Annotated in this window: 20 protein-coding genes; 7 read left to right on the forward strand and 13 right to left on the reverse strand. The window is 57.1% G+C overall.

The features are described 5' to 3' along the window. The first annotated feature begins 7 nt into the window (after positions 1-7). Together EFD55_RS12160 and EFD55_RS12165 are read left to right on the forward strand one after the other, a co-directional pair. Positions 8-2,284 carry a polysaccharide biosynthesis tyrosine autokinase gene (locus tag EFD55_RS12160; RefSeq protein ID WP_125845295.1) on the forward strand — a complete coding sequence of 759 codons (2,277 nt, stop codon included), beginning with the start codon at positions 8-10 and terminating at the stop codon, positions 2,282-2,284. Then, complete coding sequence (locus EFD55_RS12165) at positions 2,284-2,991, forward strand: hypothetical protein (RefSeq protein WP_125845296.1); 708 nt, start codon at positions 2,284-2,286, stop codon at positions 2,989-2,991. Before EFD55_RS12160 ends, EFD55_RS12165 begins: the two co-directional genes overlap by 1 nt. A gap of 172 nt (positions 2,992-3,163) precedes the next feature. On the opposite strand, the gene rapA2 is transcribed toward EFD55_RS12165, so the two are convergent. Further along, a complete protein-coding gene (gene rapA2, locus EFD55_RS12170) occupies positions 3,164-3,871 on the reverse strand; it encodes a calcium-binding lectin RapA2 (RefSeq protein ID WP_125845297.1) in 708 nt (235 codons plus the stop codon). A 683-nt stretch (positions 3,872-4,554) separates the two neighbouring features. Here rapA2 and EFD55_RS12175 point away from each other — a divergent pair. The 4 genes from EFD55_RS12175 to EFD55_RS12190 all read left to right on the forward strand — a co-directional run bounded on the left by EFD55_RS12175 (position 4,555) and on the right by EFD55_RS12190 (position 10,682). Further along, on the forward strand, positions 4,555-6,183 hold the full coding sequence (locus tag EFD55_RS12175) for a right-handed parallel beta-helix repeat-containing protein (RefSeq protein ID WP_125845298.1): 1,629 nt from the start codon (positions 4,555-4,557) through the stop codon (positions 6,181-6,183). Between the two features lie 492 nt (positions 6,184-6,675). Further along, positions 6,676-8,442 (forward strand): type I secretion system permease/ATPase, encoded by a 1,767-nt coding sequence (locus EFD55_RS12180; protein ID WP_125845299.1) that lies wholly within the window; start codon positions 6,676-6,678, stop codon positions 8,440-8,442. Between the two features lie 16 nt (positions 8,443-8,458). Continuing rightward, on the forward strand, positions 8,459-9,766 hold the full coding sequence (locus tag EFD55_RS12185; protein WP_125845300.1) for an HlyD family type I secretion periplasmic adaptor subunit: 1,308 nt from the start codon (positions 8,459-8,461) through the stop codon (positions 9,764-9,766). 220 nt (positions 9,767-9,986) lie between these two features. After that, a complete protein-coding gene (locus tag EFD55_RS12190) occupies positions 9,987-10,682 on the forward strand; it encodes an SGNH/GDSL hydrolase family protein (RefSeq protein ID WP_125845301.1) in 696 nt (231 codons plus the stop codon). A gap of 42 nt (positions 10,683-10,724) precedes the next feature. Here the strand turns inward: EFD55_RS12190 and EFD55_RS12195 are convergent, their stop codons facing one another. Further along, positions 10,725-11,201, reverse strand: a complete 477-nt coding sequence (locus tag EFD55_RS12195) for a glycosyltransferase (protein ID WP_125845302.1) — start codon at positions 11,199-11,201, stop codon at positions 10,725-10,727. Further along, positions 11,198-11,659 (reverse strand): glycosyltransferase family protein, encoded by a 462-nt coding sequence (locus EFD55_RS12200; protein ID WP_125845303.1) that lies wholly within the window; start codon positions 11,657-11,659, stop codon positions 11,198-11,200. The genes EFD55_RS12195 and EFD55_RS12200 overlap by 4 nt, the downstream gene beginning before the upstream one ends. Before the next feature lie 338 nt (positions 11,660-11,997). On the opposite strand from EFD55_RS12200, the gene EFD55_RS12205 reads away from it, so the two are divergent. After that, complete coding sequence (locus EFD55_RS12205) at positions 11,998-14,091, forward strand: acyltransferase family protein (RefSeq protein ID WP_125845304.1); 2,094 nt, start codon at positions 11,998-12,000, stop codon at positions 14,089-14,091. Between the two features lie 249 nt (positions 14,092-14,340). Here the strand turns inward: EFD55_RS12205 and EFD55_RS12210 are convergent, their stop codons facing one another. The 10 genes from EFD55_RS12210 to EFD55_RS12255 all read right to left on the reverse strand — a co-directional run bounded on the left by EFD55_RS12210 (position 14,341) and on the right by EFD55_RS12255 (position 25,029). Then, a complete protein-coding gene (locus tag EFD55_RS12210; protein WP_125845305.1) occupies positions 14,341-15,360 on the reverse strand; it encodes an acyltransferase family protein in 1,020 nt (339 codons plus the stop codon). Positions 15,361-15,458: 98 nt separating this feature from the next. Next, entirely contained in the window at positions 15,459-16,823 is a 1,365-nt protein-coding gene (locus EFD55_RS12215; protein WP_125845306.1) for an O-antigen ligase family protein, read from the reverse strand. A 24-nt stretch (positions 16,824-16,847) separates the two neighbouring features. After that, positions 16,848-17,831 (reverse strand): glycosyltransferase family 2 protein, encoded by a 984-nt coding sequence (locus tag EFD55_RS12220; RefSeq protein WP_125845307.1) that lies wholly within the window; start codon positions 17,829-17,831, stop codon positions 16,848-16,850. Then, positions 17,828-18,709, reverse strand: a complete 882-nt coding sequence (locus EFD55_RS12225; RefSeq protein ID WP_125845308.1) for a glycosyltransferase family 2 protein — start codon at positions 18,707-18,709, stop codon at positions 17,828-17,830. The genes EFD55_RS12220 and EFD55_RS12225 overlap by 4 nt, the downstream gene beginning before the upstream one ends. Beyond that, entirely contained in the window at positions 18,706-19,680 is a 975-nt protein-coding gene (locus EFD55_RS12230) for a glycosyltransferase family 2 protein (RefSeq protein WP_125845309.1), read from the reverse strand. The genes EFD55_RS12225 and EFD55_RS12230 overlap by 4 nt, the downstream gene beginning before the upstream one ends. Before the next feature lie 91 nt (positions 19,681-19,771). Beyond that, positions 19,772-20,743 (reverse strand): glycosyltransferase, encoded by a 972-nt coding sequence (locus EFD55_RS12235; RefSeq protein ID WP_125845310.1) that lies wholly within the window; start codon positions 20,741-20,743, stop codon positions 19,772-19,774. A gap of 87 nt (positions 20,744-20,830) precedes the next feature. Beyond that, complete coding sequence (locus EFD55_RS12240; RefSeq protein ID WP_125845311.1) at positions 20,831-22,333, reverse strand: lipopolysaccharide biosynthesis protein; 1,503 nt, start codon at positions 22,331-22,333, stop codon at positions 20,831-20,833. Positions 22,334-22,472: 139 nt separating this feature from the next. Then, positions 22,473-23,375 carry an exopolysaccharide glucosyl ketal-pyruvate-transferase gene (pssM, locus tag EFD55_RS12245; protein ID WP_125845312.1) on the reverse strand — a complete coding sequence of 301 codons (903 nt, stop codon included), beginning with the start codon at positions 23,373-23,375 and terminating at the stop codon, positions 22,473-22,475. Further along, positions 23,372-23,878: an acyltransferase gene (locus EFD55_RS12250; RefSeq protein WP_125845313.1), complete on the reverse strand. Its 507-nt coding sequence runs from the start codon at positions 23,876-23,878 to the stop codon at positions 23,372-23,374. Before EFD55_RS12250 ends, pssM begins: the two co-directional genes overlap by 4 nt. Further along, complete coding sequence (locus EFD55_RS12255; protein WP_125845314.1) at positions 23,878-25,029, reverse strand: glycosyltransferase; 1,152 nt, start codon at positions 25,027-25,029, stop codon at positions 23,878-23,880. The genes EFD55_RS12250 and EFD55_RS12255 overlap by 1 nt, the downstream gene beginning before the upstream one ends.

Consider the following 25,029-nt stretch of genomic DNA (forward strand, 5'->3'; position numbering starts at 1 on the left):
ATCGAAATTGCTGTCACCAGATAAACTTACGCCACGTATCGACCCTTCCCGCGATACGGGAAACGAAGCTGATTTCATCGATTTTGATAAGCTCATCGCAATTGCCCGCCGCCAGTGGCGAATCGTTGCGGCGTGCGCCGTTGCCTTCGGCATTCTGGGCATCGTGTACGTCATCACGGCGGTCCCGGTTTACACGGCCGATACGAGCGTCCTGATCGATCGCAGCGACAACCAGGTAATCAACCAGCTGGCGGCTTTCGGCCAGCTGGACGATGACGAAGGCACGGTCCTCAGCCAGGTCGAGCTACTGAAGTCCGACACGATCGCCTACGCCGTCGTCGACAAGCTGAAACTTGTCGACAACCCGCTGTTCATGGCGCCGAAGAACTCGCTTTTTTCCGTCGCATCGTTGAAATCCCTGGTGGATTTCAAATCATGGTTCGCCGATGATGGCGCCGATGCGCCCGATGTAGACATGAAGCGGCGCGGCGCGGCTGAGACCGTGGTGGCCAATATCGATGTCGAACGTGTTGGCAAGTCCTACGTTCTCGATGTCAGCTATACCTCGCAATCCCCCGATCTGGCGCGTCAAATCGCGTCGGCGATTGCCGACGTCTATATGGTCGACAAGCTCAATTCGAAATACGAGGCAACGCGCCGGGCCGGCGAATGGCTGCAGGAGCGCATCGAAGAACTCCGGCAGCAGGCGCTCGATACCGACCTTGCGGTCCAGAAGTTCCGCAGCGAGCATGGACTGGTCGAGGCAGCCGCCGGAACGCTTCTCAGCGATCAGCAGCTATCCGAGCTGAACAGCCAGCTGATCAGCGCCCAGGCGGCGACGGCGCAGGCTGAAGCAAAATATACCCGCATCAAGTCGATCATTGACGCCAAGCAGACCGACGCAATCGTCACCGACGTGCTCGACAGCTCGATTGCGAACGACCTTCGCAAGAAATATCTGGAGGCTTCGAAGCTCGACACTGAGATCGAGGCGCGGCTTGGTCCCGATCACGTGCAGGCGGTTCGCCTTCGTGCGGAGATGGCGGAATATCAACGGCTCATGTTCGACGAGTTGAATCGTATCGCCGAGAGCTATCAGAGCGAACTGCAAGTGGCGAAGTCGCGGGAGACCTCCCTGCGCGATAGCGTGACACAGGCGACGGGCGTGGCCGCGACGGCTGGCGAAACCCAGGTGCAGCTTCGCGAGCTCGAGCGGACGCGCGATACCTACAGGAATCTCTACCAGAACTTCCTGACGCGCTACCAGGAAGCCATTCAGCAGCAGAGTTTCCCGATTACCGCCGCGCGTATCATCACCACCGCTGAGACCCCGACGAAGCCGAGCGCCCCGAAGAGAAGCCTTGTCGTCGCTTTTGCGATGTTCCTGGGATGTGCATTCGGAAGCGGTATCGCAGCATTCCGTGAATTCCGCGACCGGTTCTTCCGCACCGGGGATGATGTCAAGGACATGCTCGACGTGGAATCTCTTGGCGTCATGCCGTTGGTTGAGGATAACGTCGACGATCCGACGCTGGTCGATCCAGGCAATCCGCGAAGCATAGCCAGGGGCAGCAAGACCACGACCTATGCCGAGGAACATCCGCTTTCGGCATTCGCCGAGACGCTTCGAAGCGCGAAAATCGCCATCGACATCAGTGCGGCCGATCAGCGCTGCAAGGTCATCGGCGTCGTTTCGAGCCTGCCTGGCGAGGGCAAGTCGACGACATCCATCAATTTTGCCAAGCTTTTGGCAATGCAGGGGGCACGTTGCCTGCTGATCGATGGCGATATGAGAAATCCGGGAGCGACCCGCGCAATCGGCCGCCATGCCGAGGCCGGTCTGCTCGAAGCGATCGTCGACAACCGCCCGCTCAAGGACCTCATCCTTCTCGATCCCAAGACAAAGCTCGCATTCCTGCCGACGGTGGCGCGCTATCGCGTTCCACACTCTTCGGAACTGCTTGCCTCGCGCGGCATGGATCAACTCCTTGAAACGGCGCGCCAGAGCTTTGATTACATCATCATCGACTTACCTCCTCTGGCTCCGGTGGTGGATGCGCGCGCCATCAATCCGAAGCTCGACGCAGTCGTCTTCGTGATCGAGTGGGGCAAGACTTCGCGGAAAGTGGTTCAGTCGACCCTGTTGTCCGAGCCGGATCTCTACAGCAAGTGCGTGGGTGTGATCCTGACCAAGGTCGATCCGTCGCAGATGAAGCTTTACCGGACGTTCGGCTCCAGCGAATATTATTATAAGCGTTATTCGCGGTACTATACCGAAAGCTGATGGCCAGCGGTCGGTTCGTCTCGGTCACCAGGATCGTTTTCGTAATCGTCACCGCCATTTTCGCGGCGCTAGCTGGTCGAGAGCTGTACGCTTCAATAAGAGCGGCCAGCATCTCGATCGTCGCCGAAAGGATCGAGCGCGGCGAGACCGTCGCGGATGACGTCACGGCCAAGTATGCCTCTCGGACCGTCGATATGATTGCCGGAGATTATTGCCGGTCCGATATCACAGCCGCCGGGGTCACGCTTGTTCTGGCGCAGTTCGATCGGCAGAATATCAATAGCAATTACGACGCCTGGGTTGTTGCCGCCTCGAACGCCCGCCGTTATCTGCAATATGCTCTTTCCTGCATGCCGACGAACAGCAATTTCTGGCTGCGCCTGGCGGCCGTTCAGTCGGCCATTGCGGAAGAGCCGCTGTCGATTGCAGGGATGATGAAGCGTTCTGTTGCGCTCGCGCCCTATGACCAGTCGATGATTCTGAGCCGGTTCTATTTTTGGAACGGTTTCACCGATGCGACGCTTTCGGCGGCCAATAATGCGCTCGATAGCGATCTCACGACGATGCTGAAACTCGGCGACCGGTGCATGGTCAACGCCACCATAAAGAGGCAGATCAGCCCGCAGCTCCGTCCAATCTTTGATAAAACCTGGACGAACGTCGGAACGGCGGCGACGGCCCGCTTCCAACAGCGCTGCAGCAAATAACCGTTTTCGCAGGTTGTTAGAGGCCGCCCCAAAATTCAAACGGGCCTGTGACCGTGCCACCAAACAGGCTGCCAATATGGGCCGTCAAAATTCCGGCAAATCAAACTTGATATGCAACAACGCCCGCTGCTTGCTGCGGCGGGCGTTGCTTATTGACTGGCTTGATCGATGATCAGACGACGGCGCCGGAGACGACGTCGGTGCCGGTAATGTTGAGCGTCAGAATGCCGACATCCGTATGACCGTCGCCGTCGGAGATCTTGTAGTACTGGACCGTTTCCGTAACGTGATCGCCGTTAGCGATATCCGACGTCAGTTCATAGCTGAATGAGCCATCCACTTTGACATGGAACGTGCCGTAAGTGCCGGCGATGTCGGTGGTTGCGCTTGGATTGCCGTTTACGTTCGTGCCGTCGAACACACGAAGGAAGAGCTTGCCGTTATCGCCCGGAATGTCGTTGGTGAGAACGTTGCCGCCGATGGCATCGCCTTCGTTGAAGCTCAAGTGATCATCGACAGCGACCGGCTTGACCTGGGTTACGCCCTGGATGTTCAGGGTGAACACGCCGACGTCGGTGTGGCCGGCGCCGTCGGAAATCTTGTAGGAGACGCGTTCGGTCAGCGTTTCGCCGTTGGTGAAGCCGATCTTGGCAGCGGCGCTCAGGACGTAGGTATAGCTGCCGTCCGGCTTGACGAAGAAGGTGCCGAAGTCGCCCTGGATTTCGGTGACCTGGCTGTTGCCCTGCTTGGCGCCGACGCTCTGTTGATCGAAAGCGCGCAGGAAAAGGTTGCCGTCTGATGTATCGTTAGACAGTATATTGCCTGAGATGGCATCGGTTTCCAGGAATGTTGCAGTATCATCGGTTGCGTGAATAGCCATTATTGTCTCTCCTTGAATTAATATTCGCGGATCAGGTCTGACCTTCGCGAGCTGCCCGATTAAGTATATGTTAATACAACGAGTCAAGGACATAGTTAACGACTAGTGAACATTTTTGGGTCTGTTGTGCAATAACAACACACGCAGAATGTGCATAAGCTGATGAAACACTTGGGTATTATTGTGTTAATAATAAGTGAAGATGCTGATGCCAAACTGGTTATGATTTTTTCTTCAGGAGACAAGAATCGTTATTCCTGGGCAATTAGTAAGAATACGAGGATCTGTGAATCTGAAGATGATGTTTTCCTATAATCCCTTTGGGTTAGCGTGGTAACATTGAGGTTTGTTTTGGTGTTCCGGCTAACAACTTTAATAATCGAGCGTGTCTGATGTAAAAAATATGGTTACCTGCTTTTCTAAGTAAATCCTTCTATAAATTCAAATAAACGTTTCCGAAATACCTTGGGGATTTCCTGATGTTCGACGCGGATCCAAGGTAAACGAAACTTTTCGTTGTGCGGTGCAACCTTGTTGCGGCGCAACAATACATGCTCCCGGAAGTTGTTTATCCTCAGAAAGCAAGAATTATCACGAGATACACAGCATTTTAGTGTTTCATTTTAGCAGCCGGAGAGAGGTCAGCGGTTACAAGATTTCCAATATCTAGGGAGATTTGCCGCATGACCGTCTACTATGTGAATTCAGTCATAGGATCTGACAAGAACAGCGGAACCAGCGATGGTTCAGCTTTTGCGACGTTGTCGGCCGTTGAATCCTTGAAGCTGAAGCCGGGCGACAGCGTGCTCCTTGCCGCCGGAAGCGTGTTCAATGAACAGTTCGACCTGAAATATTCAGGCAGCGTCAGCGCTCCGATCACGATCGGCAGCTATGGCGCCGGCGATGCGCCGGTCATTCGCGGCGGCACTAACGGTATCCATGGTTCGAGTGCTTCGAATATCGTGGTGGAGAATATCAAGATCACGGATACCGGGGCGAACGCGATATATGCAGGAAGTGTTTCGAACTGGACGGTCCGAAATGTCGAGGTGACGAATGCGGGGCTCTCCGGAAAGGCAGGCTCCGTCAGCTTCCAATTCAGCCAAAACATCACGATCGAGAACAGCACGATTACCGGTGTCCGTGCCGACGGTATTTGGATGGATAAGGTAAACGGCGTCACTCTGGTTAACAACGTCGTCTCCCACAATCAGGGCAGTGTGGCAGACGCGATCCAGCTCAATGACAGCAGCAATATCCTGATCAAAGGCAATTATCTGGATCAGACGGCCGCCAACAGCAACAAGGGTGTGCTGGTGCTGATCCGGGCCGAAAATGCGGTGGTTGAGGACAATACGCTGGTCGGCGGCGGCTTCGGGGTGAGCGCCCAGGCAGGCAAGAATATCGCTATCCACGACAATGATATCTCGGGATTCGGCGGTTACAGCTGGTCGTATGGCATCGGTCTTGGCGATTCCGGTGATGCGAAAAACTACGACATCAGCGGAAATTACGTGCATGGCGGCGTGTATGGTGTTTTGGTCAGCGCTGTCGGCTATCCAAACTATGTCCGCGAGAATATCGATATCCACGACAACGTCTTTGAAGGACTGTCCTCGTCGGCGTTGAAGGTCGACAGGACGGCATCAGGTTCTTTCCACGACAATATCATAGACAGCCTGGTGACGACGCTGACGATGCCAGCCGCAATTGCCGCTCAGAACACGTTCTCCGTTGGCGAAAACAAGACGCTGGAACAGGCGCAGGCCGAACTCGATAGTCACGCGAGCGGCGGCACGACCAGCAATTCGGGTTCGCCAACCGAGCAAACGCCCGCCGCACCGGTCGTCGAGCCGCATGTCGAGGCTCCCGCGCAGCCCCAGGCAAGCACTCCGGTGCCGGCTGGCGACACGCACACCACGTCTCTTCCTCCGGTTCCCGTTCCGACGATCGCCGCAGTCCATGACAGCCTGAATATCTCGACCAATACCGGCAGCGCTTATCATGGCAATCTTCTCGAAAACGACAGTGCGGCCAATGGCATCTTGCTGCTGCGCCGCTTCGGTGACAGCGGGGTGGACAAGCACGGCCTGACGCTGACCGGGAAATACGGCGTCATCCATGTGGAAAGTGATGGCGACTACACCTACACGGTCGATGCGGCGAAACTCGGCGGTCTCAGCGGCAAGGTCAGCGAGTCCTTCCAGTACAAGATCTCCGATGGCGCTTCACATATTGACTCGGATAGCTTGAGCATCGCCATCAATGTGGATGCGTTCCACAGCAGCCACGCCTCGCATGCCTTGGTCTGATGCGCGTCACGGCAGCATCAGCCGGCCGTCCCCCGGCCGGCTTCCTGCGACTGCGAAGCTTGGTTGACGAAATATCGCAAGTGATCGAGCCGGCGAGAGGGGCCGGCGGGCAGTCACAAACTGTGTTTGCCGTTCACAGTCAAAGAAACTATAGATTGCATATATAGTTAATCCCCCAGTAAATATGGTGTCTATGCGTGCGAAGCGGTCGCTGCTCTGAGCCGTTATTGGGCGTTTTGCAATTTTCACTTGCTTCGATCGGTATATTTAGCGTAGCGTTAACCTGGAGCCGCTGAAATCGTTCGCTATAAATTGGAATTTTCGGTCATCTTTCGGTACGATTCTTATAATAAGTCGTGCCTTGCAAGCGGAAGTTCGGCGCTGGCGCCGGGATCCAAGTAGTCATCATTGATCGGGCCTCACGGCCCGTAGCTGCAACGTGTGCGGGCGTATTTGTTTGTGTGCGGTGCGGCAGAAGAGGGATTAATATTGGTGTTTCAGAGTTCAGCAGCTGATGTCAGCGAGCCATCCAAAGCCTTGCGGAAGTGCAAGGGCGGCCTTGTCTTTATCGGTATAGCAAGCGCGCTTATCAATATCCTTTATCTCACAAGCTCGTTTTTCATGCTCGAGGTATATGACCGCGTCATTCCGAGCAAAAGCATTCCGACGCTGGCTGCCTTGGCAATACTTGCGCTCACTCTCTATGCTTTCCAGGGCGCGTTCGAAGTCCTGCGCAGCAGGATGCTCGTGCGTGTTGCCGGCTCGCTTGATGAGATGATGAACGGACGTGTATTCCGGGCGATCATCAAGGCGCCGTTGAAGGTCAAGATCGGCGGCGACGGGCTGCAGCCCTTGCGCGACTTCGACCAGATCAGGACTTTCCTCTCCGGCATGGGCCCGACGGCGATGTTCGATCTGCCCTGGCTGCCCTTCTATATCGTGATCTGTTTTCTGTTTCATCCGGCGATCGGATATATCGCCATCGGCGGCTCGCTGGTTCTCGCCATCCTGACGTTCCTGACCAATCAGGGAACGCGGACGCTCTCGAAAAAGCAGTCCGACGCCGCCAATATGCGGAATGGCTTTGCCCAGACCTCGATCCGCAACTCCGAAGTCATCCATGCGATGGGCATGGCCGGCACGATGGCGGAAATCTGGGATCGGAAGAATGAGGAGTACCGTTCCATCACCCGGCAGGCCTCGGATGTCGGCAACGGATATGCGACCCTGTCGAAGATTTTCCGTATCGCCCTGCAATCGGGAACGCTGGCAACCGGCGCCATCCTGGTCATTCAAGGGCAGGCTTCCTCGGGCATCATCATTGCCGGTTCCATCCTGACGTCCCGCGCTCTCGCGCCTGTAGAAGCTGCGATCGGAAACTGGCGCGGTTTCGTTTCCGCGCAGCAAAGCTGGGCGCGGCTTTCCAATCTCCTGAAAACCATTCCGGAAATTCCGGCCCCGCTCGCGCTTGCGGCTCCGTCCAAGCAGGTGACGGTCGAGGGGCTGGCAAGCGGCCCGCCGGCAGGCCAGCGCCTGGTCATTTCCGACGTCAGCTTCGGCTTGAGGGCAGGGAGCGCGCTCGGGGTCATCGGTTACAGCGCCTCGGGCAAGTCGTCATTGGCGCGTGCGATGATGGGCATCTGGCCGACCGTCAGAGGATCCATTCGTCTCGATGGCGCGGCACTCGACCAGTGGGATACCGACGCGCTCGGCCGGCACATCGGCTATCTCCCGCAGGACGTCGAGCTCTTCTCCGGCACGGTCGCGCAGAATATCTGCCGCTTCGCCAAGGACATGTCGCCCGAGGCGGTGGTCGCCGCGGCAAGGGCAGCGCGTGTTCACGATCTCATTCTTCGTCTGCCGAACGGCTATGAAACGGAAATCGGTGAGGGCGGGGCATCGCTTTCGGCCGGCCAGAGACAGCGTATCGCGCTTGCAAGGGCGCTTTACGGCGAGCCCTTCCTCGTCGTGCTCGACGAACCGAACTCCAATCTCGACGAAGAGGGCGAACGGGCGCTGAGCGCGGCGATCATGAGCGTGCGTGCGCGCGGCGGCATCGTCGTCGTCATCGCGCATCGGTCCGGCGTTCTGGCGGTGTGCGATTTCGTCCTGATGATGCAGGACGGCCGGATGATCGCATTCGGTCCCAAGGAAGAAGTCATGGCTCGCGTCAGCCGCCCGGAAGCGGCGCGCGCGCCGATTGCTGACCGCGTGGCTCAGCTCAAGGTCGTCGTCGACGGCATGAATGCGGCCGAATAGGCCGGAGGACGTATTTGTGAGTAAGATCATCAGTGAATCGAAGCGCTCGCTCAATCGCCATGTCATGGTTGTCGGCGCTTTGTCGATCGCCCTCGTTTGCGGCATTGGCGGCTGGGCAGCGACGACGGAACTTTCGAGCGCCGTCATCGGCGAGGGCGTGGTCGTCGTCAACGGCGATGTGAAGAAGATCCAGCACCTAACGGGCGGTATCGTGTCGCAGCTCCTGGTCGCGGAAAATGACCATGTGACGGCTGGACAGGTCCTCATACGGCTCGATGGAACAACGACAAAGGCCCAGCTCTCGATCGTCGAGAGCACGCTCGCCCAGCTTTATGCGCGCCGTGCCCGTCTGAAAGCTGAACGGATCGGCGCCGAGTCGTTCGAGGTCGAGGAAAATATCAGCGATCTGACATCCAGCACCTCGGCGCAGAAGCTGCTCGACGGCGAGCGGAAGCTGTTCGATAGCCGCAGGTCGGCGCTTGTGGGAATGAAGAGCCAGCTGGAGTCGCGCAAGGATCAGTTGGGCGAGCAGATCAAAGGGTTGGTCGTGCAGATCAACGCGACCAATGATTCCCTCGGCCTGATCGAAGAGGAGCTGGAAGGCGTCGACACCCTCTACAAGAAGGGTCTCGTCACGCTTCAGCGTTTGAATCAGCTGAAGCGCGCACGCGCCGATCTCCAGGGCAATAGCGGCCAGGAAATCGCGGCGAAGGCGGAGGCCGAGGGCAAGGCGATCGAGATCGATCGCCAGTCGATCCAGCTGGATGAAGATCGTCGTTCCGAGATCGCCAAGGATCTGACCGATGTCGAAGCACAGATTGCCGAATATGAAGAGCGCCGCGGAACTGCGCTCGATCAACTCCACCGTCTCGAGATTACCGCACCGCTGAGCGGGCGGGTTCACGAGCTTGCGGTTCACACCGTCAATGGGGTCATCGATCCCGGTCAGACTCTGATGCTCGTCGTTCCCGAAAATGACGATCTCACGGTCGAGGCGAAGGTCGCGACCCGCGACATCGACCAGATTCACGTCAGCCAATCCGTCGATGTCAGGTTCAGCGCCTTCGATCAGCGTACGACGCCTGATGTGGGCGGCGAGATCACCTCCATCGCGCCCGATATCGTCAGAGACGAGCGGACAGGCATCAGCTACTATCCCATCCGTGTCAAGCCGAAGGCTGACAGCCTGGCGAAGCTGAAGTCGATAAAGCTCTATCCGGGCATGCCCGCCGAAGTCTTCATCAAGATCGGCGACAGGACCGTTATCTCCTATCTCACGAAGCCGCTGAGCGATCAGATGCAGCACGTATTTCGCGAGGAGTGATTGGCGGCCGCCGCGCCGTTTTGAGGCGCGGCGAAAGATGGTTGCCACTATCCGCTGGGCTGGAGTTGGGGCTCATTCCTGTCGTCTTGGGCGGGCATGAGTGATCGTTTCGATGACATTGTCTCGCGGTGCTCCAGGTCGGCGTTGGAAGGATGTAGCAATTCTCCCAAATGACCGGCTGCCGGGTGACGTATCGTTTCCGCCGGGATATGGTCTCTCCATGACAGGTTTACGGCTTTGGCGAGCGATGCCAATTGAGAGACGACTGGCGTATGGACTGGTTCTGTTTTTGGTGTCCCTCGTGACGCTCTCGGCACCGAAAAGCGGTTATGCCGAAAACCTTCCGCCGTTGAAAATCGTGGCTTTCGGGACGTCCTTGACCGCCCGTGGCGGCTGGCAGCCGGCTCTCGAGAAAGATCTGGCAGCCTGCCTGCAACGGCCGGTGAACGTCGTCAGCGTTGCGAAAAGTGGTGAGACGACCATATGGGCCCTGACCCAAATCGATCGCGTCGTCGACGAGCAGCCGGATGTCATCCTGATCGAGCTCTACGCCAATGACGCAACATTGCAGAGGTTCGTATCGCTTTCGCGAAGCCGGCAGGATATCGGCGAGATCCTCGATCAGCTCCGGCAGCGCGTGCCGCGGGCGCGGATTATCGTCATGGCGATGAATCCGTTTTCAGGCCTGCGCGGCCTGATCCGGCCTTTCGTCGAAAGCTACATCTCGGCCCATGAGGCGGAAGCCCGGAAACGTGGCCTGGAGTTCGTCGACCACCGGCCCAACTGGGAGCGTCTGGCGCCGGGAGACCTCTGGGCAGCAATTCCCGACGGTGCGCATCCCCGGCCTGACATTGCATCCAAAATCATCGTGCCGGAACTTGTCAAACATATTGCCGGCCGCAATTGCGGAGGATAAAAATCTCTCCTTTGCCGGGGCGGCCCGCGGCTGTTCTCGCGCTCAGGCTGTCGCGAGATAGCCTTTCAGGTAATTGACCAGCGATGTCCGTCCGACCTCAGACGGATCTTCGTGAGAAGGACTGTCCAGCTCGTCGAGAAGATAGTTTTTGAGTTCGTCATCGTTATGCGCGACATAGATGCCGGGCCGGCCCGCGAGCTGGCTCACCGTGGCAAGCTGATGATCGTTTCGGTGCTCGCCGAGGGCCGCCTTTCTCGGAACGAGAATGATCGGCTTCCCAAAACGTTTTGCCGTGAGGACAGTGCCGATCCCCGCATGAGAGACGATGACGGTCGCATCGCGAAAGACGCTATCGAAATCCGCAGGTTCGATATTCTTGATCCATTTCATGTTCGCGGGCGTGTAGGTGCCCTTGCCGATCTGGGCCAGAACCGGTCTGGTCAAATCCTTTGCGAAGGTGTCGACGGCCTTGACGAGGCGATCGAACGGCAGCTGCGTTCCGACGGTAACGAGGATCAAAGGACAGCTCCTGCGTAATGCGGGCCATCAGGCCGCGAGAGATGTTGCCATTGTGTGAGCCAGAGCGTTGCAATATGGCCGGCCAGTTTTCCCGATAGGGACAACTTCTCGACGTTGGCAACGCTATCGATCCAGATCGTTCGCTTGCCCGTCAATTTGCCGGCAAGCAGGCAAAAGAGTCCAGGCGCGGCACCGGTCGAGATAACGACGTCGGGTCTGTGCTTGAGGACGATATAGAAGGCACTGAAAAAACACCGGATCGACATGGTGATCGAGTCACGGCTGCAATCGGGAAGGACCAGCCCGTCCCGAATGTCGTATTTTTTCAAGAGGCCGGGGATGGTGGTCGCGAAAATAACCTCGCTGCCGTCAAAGGCAGCACGCATTGCCATCAACTGTTCCCAGTGGCCACCGCCCGACGACGCGGCGAGAATTTTCCGGCGTTTTCCGTCAGTCATAGTCCATGCCTCACACTGTCTTGGGCTGCTGTCGGTCTATCGAAACTTTCAATCGACTTCCCAGGGTTGAACTTCAATTTATGTTTGCTACGCAATACGATAAACTGGGCCTTGGCCTCGGCGAGGATGCCCGAACATCAGCAGGATACCCACTATTCACAGCATCGCAATATTCGTATCGATCCGCATTGCGATGCGCCAACCTGTTCGATTCGCTCAAATTTGAGAAGTGTTAAACTTCCCTATTGCAATGCATCATTTTAGGATGCATTGCAATACAACTCCGTTAGCATCGACGCCGCCAGCCAAGCTGGGCATCGCTTCGAAGGGATATCCGGATGCATAACAACTCCGCACGGGCCTATCGTCCTGATGTAGATGGTCTTCGTTCGATCGCCATCATTTCCGTTGTGTTATTTCACGCAGGTCTGAGGCCATTTTCGGGCGGTTTCGTCGGCGTCGACATTTTCTTTGTCATCTCCGGATATCTCATTACCGGGCATATCTATAGCGACGTCCTCAAATCCGAATTCAGCTTCGCAAAATTTTACGTCCGGCGAGCAAGACGGATATTGCCGGCATTGTTTTTCGTCCTGAGCGCTTCCTTTCTGATCGGTTTCCTCCTGCTCTCCCCAGGGGAGTTCAAGAAATTTTCGCTCAGCGCCGTCGCGGCCATGTTCGGTATTTCCAACATCTATTATTGGTTTTCCAGCGATTATTTCTCGCCCGCAGCCGATCAGATGCCGATGCTGATGACCTGGAGCCTCGGTGTCGAAGAACAGTTTTATATGGTCTTTCCCTGGGTCATTCTGTTCCTGAACCGCTTCTTCAAGCGGGGAATTCTTCCGGCAATCGCAACGCTCGTCGTTCTCTCATTCATATTTTCCGTCGTGGCGCTGAAGATCGACCCGGCTTTCACCTTCTACCTGCTCCCCAGCCGTGCATGGGAACTGGGAATTGGCGGCGGTCTCGCCGTCATGGAGATAAAGGGCGTACGCTTCGAGCAAGGTAAGAAAGCCGTCGTCAATGGCATTGCTTTCATCGGCGCGATATTGATTGCCGCGCCTATCTTTATCTACAACGATTCCACGCCTTTCCCGGGGGCTTCGGCGCTGTTGCCGGTTCTCGGTTCGGCGCTGATCATTGCCAGCCCCGGCTCGTTTGTTGCCCTGGCGCTTGGTTCGCGGCCACTCGTTTTCATCGGGCTTGTCTCCTATTCCTGGTATCTTTGGCATTGGCCGCTTTTGAGTTTCGCCAGCGTCTCGTCCGTCTGGCCATTGCAGCAATCGGCCGCTCTGATCATCGTCTCGATCTCATTTATCCTGGCTGTTCTGACATATTACCTCGTGGAGAAGCCGTTTCGGCGCCCGGGCATTTCCAACGGCCGGACACTTTGGCGCTACGCAACTGCCCTGGTCATTTTCACGCTGCCTTTCGCGCTGGCCGTGGTGATGGCCGGAGTTCCGCAGAGATTTGGTCCACAGGTTGCGATGATCGAAAAGGTCATATCCACCCGTGAGTCATGCCTCGTATCCTATGGTGCGGCCTCTCCCGCCAGCGGCGCGGGGTGCCAGCCCGGAGGCGATGCCGGGCCTGCAATAGCGTTGATCGGCGACAGCCATGCAGCGGCGCTTGCGCCCGGATTGAGGGCGGTTGCGCAAGAGCGCGGCTACCAGCTTTATGTCTTCACCAAATCATCCTGTCCGCCGCTGACGGGAGCCACGCGCTACATGCCAAATCATCCGGCTCATGCCGCGGAATGCGCGGCTTATAATGCCAGGGTGATGGATTTGCTGCGCGGGAACGGCGCCATCAAGAAGGTGATCCTGGCCGGATACTGGTCTGCTCCGATGCGTGAGGCAGAAACCGGCTCGCGCTACATTCATCCGGGCGCCAACGGCGCGGAGCAGCCCGAGGAGGCAAATGGGCCGACGCTCGAGTCGGCGCTTGCATCGCAGATCTCGCAATTGCGGGAAATGAACAAGGATGTCGTTCTTCTGCAGGACGTTCCCTTGTTCAATTTCAACCCGGTCCGCGTTGGGCTCCAGCGCGCGATACCCTTGAGATCGACATTCGGGACATGGCTTGATGGCGATCGCGACTTGACACCTCACGACGCCCCGATGAAAGCCGTCGTCAATTTCAACGACCCGGTAAGAGATATCGTGACACGCGTCGCGGAAAAATCACCCCCCGGCGTCACACTGGTCGATCCTTTTGGGGCGCTTTGCCCGCAAGCCCGGTGCCGTTTTTCCACGGCCGACGGCGCGCCATTGTTCACAGACAACCAACATCTGTCGACTGTCGGCTCGGCGCTCACGGCAAGGGCAGTGCTTTCCGCGGACAACGAGAACAAGATGCGGACGACATCTTTCGAGACCCGGCCTATGGTGACCGGTGCAGCTGAATCCAATCACGCGCCGGTGCGTTGAACCGCATTGCGATCTTTCAGATTCGCTGGCCACGCTTTAGATCTTTGGCTTTCTGCGATCTCGTGATCGCAAGCCGCTGAGCGCTTGCGCGACATGCGCCAGAAGCGCCATGCGTCCTCTCAGACGCATGACGGACGCTCTGACACCTAAATCGACGCATCGGCTCGAAAATCAGTTTCGATTTTCGGGCCGATGTATGCGCCAGGCGGTCAGATTGATTTCATGCAGCAAGGTTTCCTAGAAACTGTCCTATGCGGCGACGACCTTGTCGCGGAAGCGCATTGACTTGAGATAGCGTCCTACCGGCTTCTCGATGAACATGTAAATCAGTGCGCCGCCACCGGCAGCAATCACCACATCCATCGGGCGCCAAAACAAGAGATACAGGAAATTTATTCCCGAAAGCTGTGTCAAGGCTCCGAACAAGTTCCCGCTCAATGTGAAGAACAGTTGCTGGAATATGTAGATCGAAAAAGAAGCGGCGCCCAGAAACTTCAACCACGGTATATTAGGTACCCAGCCAAGCCGCTCACTCGTTAATGCCGAGGCGACGATCAAAACGGCCAGGCCACCCCATGCAAGCCTGCCGAAAAAATACGAGCATGCAAACAAACCTGCGGCGAGAAGGCCGGATATTATGAGGGCGCGCAGTACCGAAACATTTCGGAGCGTCAGGCCGTATATCCGTCCTAAAATCGTGCCCGCCAAGAACTCAAGGAGGAGCGGGCTGGTGTAGGTCGCGGAGATAGCGCCTTGCGACGGAATGGCTTCTCCCAGAGCAACCAATACACAGAAGCATGCTGCCAGTGCCCAAACACGGAGGCTTTGGGGAGCGAACAGAATAAGAGAGAATATGGCATAGAAGTACATTTCGTAATTCAGGGTCCAGCCCTGGAGGATCACGGGCCAAGCCTCCCCATGCGCGTTCAGGTATGGAATAAACAACATGGACGAAATCAGCGAGACCACATTGGTCTCGTATCGGTGGAGCGGAATCCCGGCGAGAACCAAAAGTCCTCCCGCAAGGATCGCCAGCCAATACATGGGGACGACGCGAATAATCCGATCAAGCAGAAAAGCAGATGGTGTTTTTTCTTTCGCGTCGGTCGTGGCGATCATAACGAAGCCGCTGATCACGAAGAACAAGTCAACCCCATGCGTGCCGATCGAAAATATTTCTATCCGGTGGTAAAGCAAGACTCCGATGGCCGCCAACGCTCGAAGATATTGAAGTGATAAAATCTCTTGCGGCTTCTCAATCGTTGTCATTATTTTTTCCCTCTTCGCGCGCAGCCCAGCGCGATTTACGGACGGCAAGACTGCCGCAGTTCGTGATTTCCGACGAGAATTAATTGCGGTCGGATTTGCTACTGTGGCGTCGCATGCCGGCTATCGGCAATAAGATCGCGCATCGATCTACCGGTGTTTTTTGGCTTGCTCACGGGAAGCGACACGACCAGATAGGGCCAAAGGATGACCGGGGCGAGCATCATTCCCGCTTCCATCATGGAACCAACGACGATGAGGAGAATGATGGCAACTTCTTTGGAATGCGTGTCGCGAAGATCGCCGGAACGTTGGGTCGCGGTCAGGCGGCCACCGAGGCGCTGAAGAACAAAAACTGTCCAGGCAATCATGCCGGGAACGCCGATGTTGAGGGCAAGTTCCAGGTAGGTATTATGTGTCGAGCGCGCATCGAAGGTCAGTTCGACATATTGCTCCATAACTTCGGGCTGGCGGAAAGCCGCAAAGCCGTAACCAAAGATCGGGCGGTCGTAGACCAGCGGCAGCAACTGGTCCCAGATATTGGTACGTCCGGAAAATGTAAGGTCTTTTCCAAATGCGTCCGCAATCATCTGGGCTACACCGAGATAGGCGAAGGACGCGGCGACCCCGAGAAGAAGGCAGAAGAAGAAGACAAAGAAGGAGCGCGCCAGCGAGTTTCTCACGGACTGCATCATGTGCGAGCCGATCAAGGCAGATATACCGATAGCCACCATGACAACGGCGGTCGAGGACTTGGAGACAACGATAAGCAGGAGGGTGCAGAGCAATGCCGCCCAGCGCAGAAGCTGGCTGTAGCGCAGCCGGCCCTTCGGTATTCCCACCGATAGCATGGCGATGAAACTGACAGCGCAAAACTGACCCAGGCCGTTCTTGTGGTAGAACAAGCCTTTTATCATGCCGGCATAGGAGCCACTCATGATCGCGTATCGCGGGAAGGCGACGGTATATAAAATATTCGCAAACGCCGCGAAGATGCCGAAATTGATCAGGATCTGGAAGGTGGCGACACTGCCGTAGCGAAACCTGTAGAGCAGCGGTGCCACCGTCAGTATCGCCACCGCGGCAATACCGCGGACGGATGCGCCAAAGCTGATCGACACCCCAAGTGATATAATTGAAAATGCGCTAACGACGATGAGCAGAACCGGTATTCTACGAAAATAGGAGACAAAACGGTTTGGCTCCAGCCAAATGTAAAGTCCGATCAACGGAATGAGGCTGTACAGCATCAATTTCTGGGCGAACGGATCGACAGGCGCGTCCTCGATGAAATTTGACGGATAGCCATACCACATTCCTGTTGTCCGCAGGAGCGTCAGATAAAGCATTCCGGTGAGGAGCCCACGGACGAATGTCTCTTTCTTGATGCCGCGACGTGGCCGCGACCGGGCGAGCGGCCGTAGCCTTATTCCTTCGTCCGAAACATAAGAAGGGCTGTAACTCATCCGAGGTCGCTCCCGCAAATCTTACTAAAGGGCGGCATTAGGCTTATATTCCTGGTATGCGTGACCAAGAATGCCGTTGACCATGCCGGCGCCGCGCAGAACATGGGTGAGTGCCCGCATGCCCCAGTAGGGTGAAATCAGGATCGCCGGCAGCATGGCCAGACCGAGCACGACTCTCGTGGCGCCATAGGCTGCGCGGTAGATCCGGCGCTTGAGGTTGCCATGCAGGACCTCACTGACCGCAAAAGTATTGCCGAGCCGGTATTGTCTCTGCAGCACCCATTTCCAGGTCATCCGGTTTGCCGGAACGATATCATAGACAAGCGCCTTGTCAGCCCAGAAAACTTTCATGCCGCGACGGACGGCCTGATTGAAGAAAAGATAGTCGGTGCCCCCGGTGTAGCGCATCTTTTCTTCAAAACGCAGGTTCCACGAGCGGATCAAGGGATAATCGAACATGACGTTGTTCGAAGCTGCGTAATTGATGCGTTGCCCGTCCTGGTTCTTCTTGCGTTCGAAGACCCGTGCCTTGATGAAATATTCCGGCGGGTTTTCCGGATAGACCGGCTGGACCGGACCGTAGACGCAATCGGCGCGGTTCTTCTCGCGGGTCTCCAGCATCGCATCGAGCCAGCCGTCGACCGGCCATTCGTCATCGTCGAGAAAGCAGAAGAGGTCGGTGCCGGGAGGAGCCGAATCCAGCGCGCGGTTGCGCGCAAAGGGTATGCCCTGGTTGGTTTCGATGACGTAGATCAGGTCATAGGCGCCGGTTTGGCCGAAGCCCTCCACCGTCGCCTTTGCGCTGCCGCTGGCATCATTATCCACGATCACCATGGTGAGATGATAGGGCCGGGCCGGGTGCCTGACCTGACGCGTCATCACGTCGAGTAGCTTGGCGATCCCGTCCAGACGCCGATAGGTCAGAACGCCGACGGTAATGTTCAACGGCGCCGTGCCTGTCTCGCCGGCGCGGGCAGATGACTGCGGGAAGGTGTCTTGCTGGTTCATGACTGTCCTCTCCGCAACATTTTGCCCAAACGCTTGCGTGCGGCCATCAAGGCCACTTCGGTTGCGGCGTCGCCGAACGGACCGCCGGCCACCGTATTTCGTGCTTCGCTCCGGAGCTTCAGCAGCGATGTGGTTTCGGCAATGCCGCCGGCCACCAGGCTCTTGCCGAGCGTCTGCAATTCATCATAGCGGCGCGCCAGTTCCAGTCCGGTCGCGATCATGATCCGCGGGCGCAGCGTCTTTGCCCTTGTCGTGCCGGTGTAGCGGTTCGAGGCATGAATGCGCTGGAAGGTCAGCGGGGTCTCGATGATGGCGCCGCGGCCGAGATAGGCGGCGGCAAACTTGATATAATTGTCGCTGAGAACGACATCCGTCGCGACGGTCATCGGCAGGATCTGGGAGAGCAGGCTGCGGCGGAAACTCAGGCCGGAGGTCGGAACCGGAAGCGAGGGGAAGCCGCCTTTGCGCAGTGTTTCGCGCTTGTCGAAAAGCGTCACCTGCAGCTCCGCAGGAGGCGGATCGCTTTCGTTGGTCGTTACCCGGTCGAAACACCAATCGATCTCGTTGCGGTCGTAGATTTCGGCAATTCGCGTGAGCTTGCCGGGCAGAAACGCATCGTCGGCATCGAGAAGAAAGAGGATATCGCCGCTTGCAGCCGCAAAACCCGCATTGAAGCTCGAAGCCTGACCGCCGTTTTCCTTCAATACCGAGACGATCCGATCGCCATAGGCGGTGATGATCTGGCGGGAATCATCCGTCGATCCGTCATCGACCACGACAATTTCAAAGTCGGGATAATCCTGGGAAAGAACGCTGTCGATGCATTGGCCGAGATAGCGGGCATAGTTGAAGTTGTTGATCAGCACAGAAAGTTTCAATGCGCAATCTCCTGCGTCATTTGCTGAGAACCATGTCCCGTCGGCATATATCGGCGAATCCCCGCACGGTAGCCACGCATGTAGTAATATTTCCAGATCGCCCAGAACCGCTTCTTCGACCTTGGCAGAGGATAGAGAAAAGCTGCCCGCGCTGTCCAGTTAGCGCTCTCAATCCAGGTTCTTAAGGGAACTCCGCCGATTCTCACACCTTTGGGAACGTCCTCCGCAAAAAGCGCCGGCATTCCATAACCCAGACGTTCCCCGCGCTTCTGCACCCAGGTTTCCGTAACGCTCGAGGCCGGGATCCAATGATGAACAATGGCCTCGGCGCACCGATATGTTTTCACGCCGGTGCGGGAAAGGCGGCTGACGATTTCCGTATCCTCTCCCATCGCAAAAAGGCCGCCTGGGAGAGGGCCGATATCTTCGCGAAACCGGACATTGCTGCCGAGCAATTCCCGACGGACCGTGGTGTTCGGACCCCAAATTTTTGTCGGGTCGCAAGGGCCGCTCGGCTCCTCGTCTGCGATGGCGAAGGTTGACCCCATGGGGATCCAATCCAACAGCGGATTGCCTCGCGGATAGTGCTCCCAATTTGGAAGAATTCCGCCGCCGAAGACGCCAAAATCCGGATTGGCCTCCGCGCAGGCGGCAAGTGTGCTCAACCAGTTCACGTCTGCTTCGACGTCGTCGTCGGTAAAGACGACCAGTGCTCCCCGCGCTTTCGCCAAGGCCGCGTTCATGGCTCCAGATTTTCCAGGGCGCGGATGACGAATGACCGTCATCGGCAGCTTCTTCGCATACCGCTCGAGAAGCTCCTGCGTTCCGTCGCTGCTGTTGTTGTTGACGGCAATCAGCTCCCATTGTTCGAAGGGAAAGTTCTGCGTCAACATGGAATCCAGCATTTGCTGGAGGCGACGTCCGGCACCGTTGAAGGACGAGAAGACGACACTGATTTTGGGATCCGTCATCAAATTCTCCTGCCTATCGAAGCGCGAAAAATAGGGGTCCTGCCGATCTGGCCGGAGCATTTTCCGGCGACGTCAACGCGATGGAATGCACTCATTTGTCGGCACCGATGCGAGAGTAGATCAAGCTGTTCGTCGTCGTTCGCTGCTTGAGGAATTGACGCAGGATTCCTTGCCTGACCGATTGTGCCCAGAGCAATTTGAAGCGAAGGCCGCTTTGGGGAAAGCTCTTCAGGATGAAGCTCGCAGGCGCCATGACAAGCCAGCTCAAGGCGCTGCCAATGGGAACGCCACCAAACTTTGCTTTTCTGTCGAACAGGTTCGGCCGGATGATAACCAGCCCCATGCCGTAGCGTTCTCCACGCCGCAAAACCCAACCTTCCTCTACATAGCCCTTCCTGACCATGTGGCGGACCTTCGGCCTCTGCGAATGAAAGGCTCTGGCGCCGTTCCTTTCCAGCCTCATGGCGAATGCGGTGTCTTCGCCCATCGGAAACTGTGCAACGGTGGCGTCCGGACCGAGATCGTCATGAACGATGTAGCCGGGGCCTAATATGGAACGGCGGAAGGCCGAATTCGGCCCTGAAATCAAAGCCGCGGATATCGGCCCTTCCCGAAGGTCGTCGTTGAGAGCGTAGAGGATGCCCATATGCCCGTACTTCATCAACAACGGACCAGGCTTTTCCTCCCATTCGGGCATGATCAGGCCGCCGAATATGGCAAATTCCGGCTGTTCGTTTGCCAAAGCGAGGAACTGTTCGATCCAATCCGGTTCGGGAATCACGTCGTCATCGGTCAAGATGACCAGCTCGCCTTCCAAATGGCGGAAGCCCTGTGTCAGCGCATGCTGCTTGCCTTGTTTAGGCTCGAAATAAACTTCCAGCGGCAGCCGATCTTGATAGGACTTCAAGACCTTCGAAGTCTCATCATTGCTGTTGTTGTCGACGGCGACGATTTTCCACTCGTCATGCGGCAATGTGGAGGCGCACAATGCGTCCAGCATGGTGGGCAGGGTTTTGGCGCCATTATAAGTCGAGAAGAGTATTGTTACTTTGACTTTGCTCATCTGAGCCCTCCGAACGACGCTGTGTTCGATCAGCAACCACGTTTTTGGCCGGATCATTTCCTGGGCCGAGTTCTCTCAGCTATTGGCTTAGGCCGACTTTGGCACGGCGATAAGTTTGGCCTTCGACAGTGTCTTGACAACGATACGCTGAACTTCGGTTTCCGGGCCGTTCGGCTTCTTCATGGCGAGCCAAAGGACAAAGCTGGAGCCGATATAGAGAACAGCGCCGGCAACGACCAATATGGCCAGATGAGTGGCCAGAGCCAGCTTGTCGGTCGGCGCGCTCAGAAGATGCGACACGCCCCATACTCCGGCAGCCATCACAGCGACACTGGCAAGCGCGCGGAAGTTGGCCGCGAGCTGCTGGAAGAAAGGCAAGCCGATCAACCGTTTAACGAGAAGCATATTGACGACTGTTGAAATCAATCCCGACAATATGCGCGCATAGATAACGCCCGGAAGTCCGAAATACACGAGACCGGCGACGATGATGGGGACGCGAAGCACCAACATCTGGGCGTCGCGGATGAACAGCAACTTGGTCTGCCCCTTCGCCATTCCCAACGGCTGGACCAGCGAACCGAGCGTCTGTATTCCAAACACCGCCGAAAGCGCTTGCACGATAAAGATGGCGGGAACCCATTTCTCGCCCATGGCAAGCCGCATCATCGGATCCGCTACGACCGCCATGCCGATGCCTGCCGGGAGGGCCACGGCTGCCAGAAGCGCCTGAGCGCGCTGGTAGGCCGCGACGAGCCGGACAGGGTCGTTGCGCACCTTCGAGAAACCGGGATAGATCGTCTGGTTCAACGGAGCCGTCGCTTCACGGGTGGGCAGCATCGCAAGCGTGTTGCCGACCGTGTAATGGCCAAGCTGGGTTGAACCCATCCACTTGCCGATCAGAAGATATTCGATCCGCCAGTTCAGCGTGCCGACGATCTGTCCGGCCGTAAGCCACACAGAAAACGAAAACAATTCCCGTGCGTGCCGGAAGGTTATGCGTGGCCAGAACGGCAGGACGGTGTAGGAAACGACGAGATTGGTCAGCTGGTAGGCGAGGAGGCCGAGAACCAGCGCCCAATAACTCTGGTAGAGCGCGGCGACCGCAACGGTGACGATAAAGCCGGCGAGCTTCTGCGATACGTTCAGCACGAAATCCTGCCAGAATATCAGATCGCGCTGAAGCATGATGCGGCGTGGATTGGCGAGACCGCTCAGGAACAGGCTCAAACTCAAGGCGAACATGACGTTCGTCAGCCGAGGATCACCGTAAAAATCTGCAACGGGATAAGCCGCGGCGGCAAACAACAGTGCCAATACCAAGCTTCTCGCCGCGCTCAACGTCCATACCGCGCTGAAATGTTCCTCGGTTGGAGCCTCGTGGCGGATGAGCGCCTGATTGAGAGAGAGTTCGGTGACGGAACTCAGAATGAGCTGAAGGGTGGTTGCAATAGCAACGAGGCCGAAATCAGCGGGGCCGAGATACCAGGCCAGAACAAAGGTGCTGAGCGCCGAAAGCCCGTTAACGATGGCGCGGGACAAACTCAGCCAGATGCTGCCCCGGATCAGTCGATCGGTAACGTTATTCATGGTCTAACGACTCCTGAGGTCAAGAACACTGACCGTTTCAGTGGGTATATCCATCCCGAACGATTGGCCCCCGTCGTCGTTCGGGATGATGGAATGAGAGTTACGCCGCATCGCCTGCAGCGATGTGTGGATGCTGCCCTCACAGGGCGCTGGCCGTTTTCCTGGAAAAATCCTGCTTCAGCCGGTCCAGTTCCCGCAGCATCCTGTTATGCGCATTGACAGTCGCCTCTTCGCTGCTGAGCTGGCCGGGCTTTTCCGCGACCCGCTGCAACGTCTTGACCGTCGATCCGAAGACATAGTTGCCGGTGAGCTGCAGAATGCGGCGGCGGCGGAACGTTATGTTCTTCCAGAGATAGCTGTTCTTCGGTACCCACGCCGCACCTGCTTCGACGAGGTTCGACGGGCCGATCGGATCGAAGTCGATCTCCAGATCAAGGGCGCTCGCCCAATCATACCACTTGGCTCGATTTTCCAAAGCAATCGGGCGGATCGCCCGCCACGGAACCCGCAATGCGTCTGAGATAATGCAGCCATGCATCGCCTCCGAGACGATTTTATGCGATGCGCTGATTTCTGTCAGGACCTTTTCCACCGACCAGCGCGGATCGATATAATGGATGCCCGCGAGATCGCAGGCCTTGTCCCAGCTGCCGTGCATGGCGCTTTCGTAGTGTGGGATAAAGGAGACAGGATAACGCTTCTCGACGCTTTTCGCATCCCAGCAGCTGCGCGTGAGGATGCCCGAATCGCCGATGGCGTAGCTCGGGTCAATGCCGAGGATTTCGGCGGTCTTCTTCCCGCGCACGAAATAGAACGTCCAGTTGCCGTCGACCTTCGGCGGGTTGGTGTAGCCGCCATAACCCGAGCCGAAGACGATCTTCTGCATGTTCGGATCGAAATTGTCATAGAGGATCGAGCCGATGCCGAGAAAGAGCTGGCTTTCGTCGTCGTCGAAGAAGCCGGGCAGCAGGCGCTCCCAAAGCCAATGGTTCAGCTCGTCGCCGAAATTCTCGTGTTTCCCCCGGTAGGCAAACATCTTCATCGTGCTTCTCCTGTCGGCAAGTGCGTCACGATCTGCGAGACCGCTTCGTCCTCGCGTTCCATGCGTCCGTAACGTGAAATGATCTTGATGTCGCTGCGGATGATCTTTGCCGGATTGCCGGCCACGAGCGAGCGCGGCGGCACGCTTTTGGTCACCACCGAGCCGGAGCCGATGACGCATTCGTCGCCGATTTCGACGCCCGGCAGAATGATGCTGCGCGCGCCGATGAAGCAGCGCTTGCCGATCCGCGTGTGAAGATAGAGCCCGCGCGTGAGGTCGTGGGTCAGGATCGCAGCTTCAAAGGCAACATAGGTTTCAGCGCCGATGTGCAATCCCTTCGGGTTGGTCTTGTCGAACCGTACGCTCAGGGAAAAGCTCGCCGTGGGATCGATGTCCATTCCCCAGAATTTCGTATAGTAGAGCCACTTGGCCCGTACGATTCCGTCCCGCAGCGGCCGAAACACGTTCAGTCCCCACTTCGGCTTCTTTCCTGTCTGCACCATCAAGTCCGACCCCGGCTGGAAAATTGGTCAAGCACGGAACTGTAATAGTCCTCGAGCATCCCCGTTTGGCGACGTATGTCGAAACGCTCGGCCACCAGAAGCGGTGCCCGCGCGCTGAAGGCTGTCCACAGGGCCTGGTCGTTGAGCAGTCTTCCAACCGCTTCCGCCATTCCTGCGACATCCCGCTCCTCCACGAGATAACCAGTTTTCCCCTCTTCGATCGCTTCGCCCACGCCTCCCGAGCGGAATGCGACGACCGGAGTACCGACGGCTTCGGCTTCCAGATTGGCGAGGCCGAACGCTTCTGCGTGACCATTATCGAGGGTCACGCTGCCATGAAGATAGAGTTCCGCACTGGCAAGCAGATCCCTGATCTCAGTCTGCGACAGATTTTCATGGATCGTGACGCTTGGCAAGGAACGACGAGCCAGCGCCTCGATTTCCTGCTTCAACGGACCCTGGCCGACCATGACGAATTCGACCGGGGTGCCTGCGGCCGCCACGCGTGAAAGCGCGTCGATCATGAAGCGGTGGCCCTTATAGTCGACGAAACGAGCGATGGAAACCACCAATCCCTTTTTTCGTGGACGCGGCTCCATTTTGAAGAGATCGAGATCGATGCCGATATGATGGCGATAGACACGGTCGGCGTGGAACCCGAGCGCCAGCAGCCGGTCGCGGATGAAATCGGAAACCGCGATATTCCAGCTGTTCCAGCCGGCCATTTCCCGGCGGCCCTTTGCGAAGAAACGCACCTGATTGAAGCCGCCCGGCTTTTTCGGATCGCCGCCATAGGTCGCGTCGAAGCCGTGGAACGTCGTGACCAACGGCTTGCCGGCGGCGCGTGCCAGGGGACCGATGACATAACCGTTCTTACCGAAATGCGCGTGAACGAGATCCGCCTTGCCGATCGCCGGAAAGAGCGAGGGCAGGCCGATCTGTGGAATTTTCAGAAGCAGTTCGCCTGCGCGCGCCACGGGAGACCGGCGGATGTCGTGAACCGGGACGGTGGATTTTTTCGTATGGGCGGAAGAGATTCGCGATCCGGCAAGAATTTCAGCTTCGAAGGAACGAAATGCCACTGCCTGGTTCAGAACAAATGCCTGGCTGGCAGGCAAAAATTTTTCGACATAAATAACGGCTTTTCTCAT

The organism is Rhizobium pisi (genome assembly GCF_003938655.1).
Taxonomy (GTDB): Bacteria; Pseudomonadota; Alphaproteobacteria; order Rhizobiales; family Rhizobiaceae; genus Rhizobium; species Rhizobium pisi.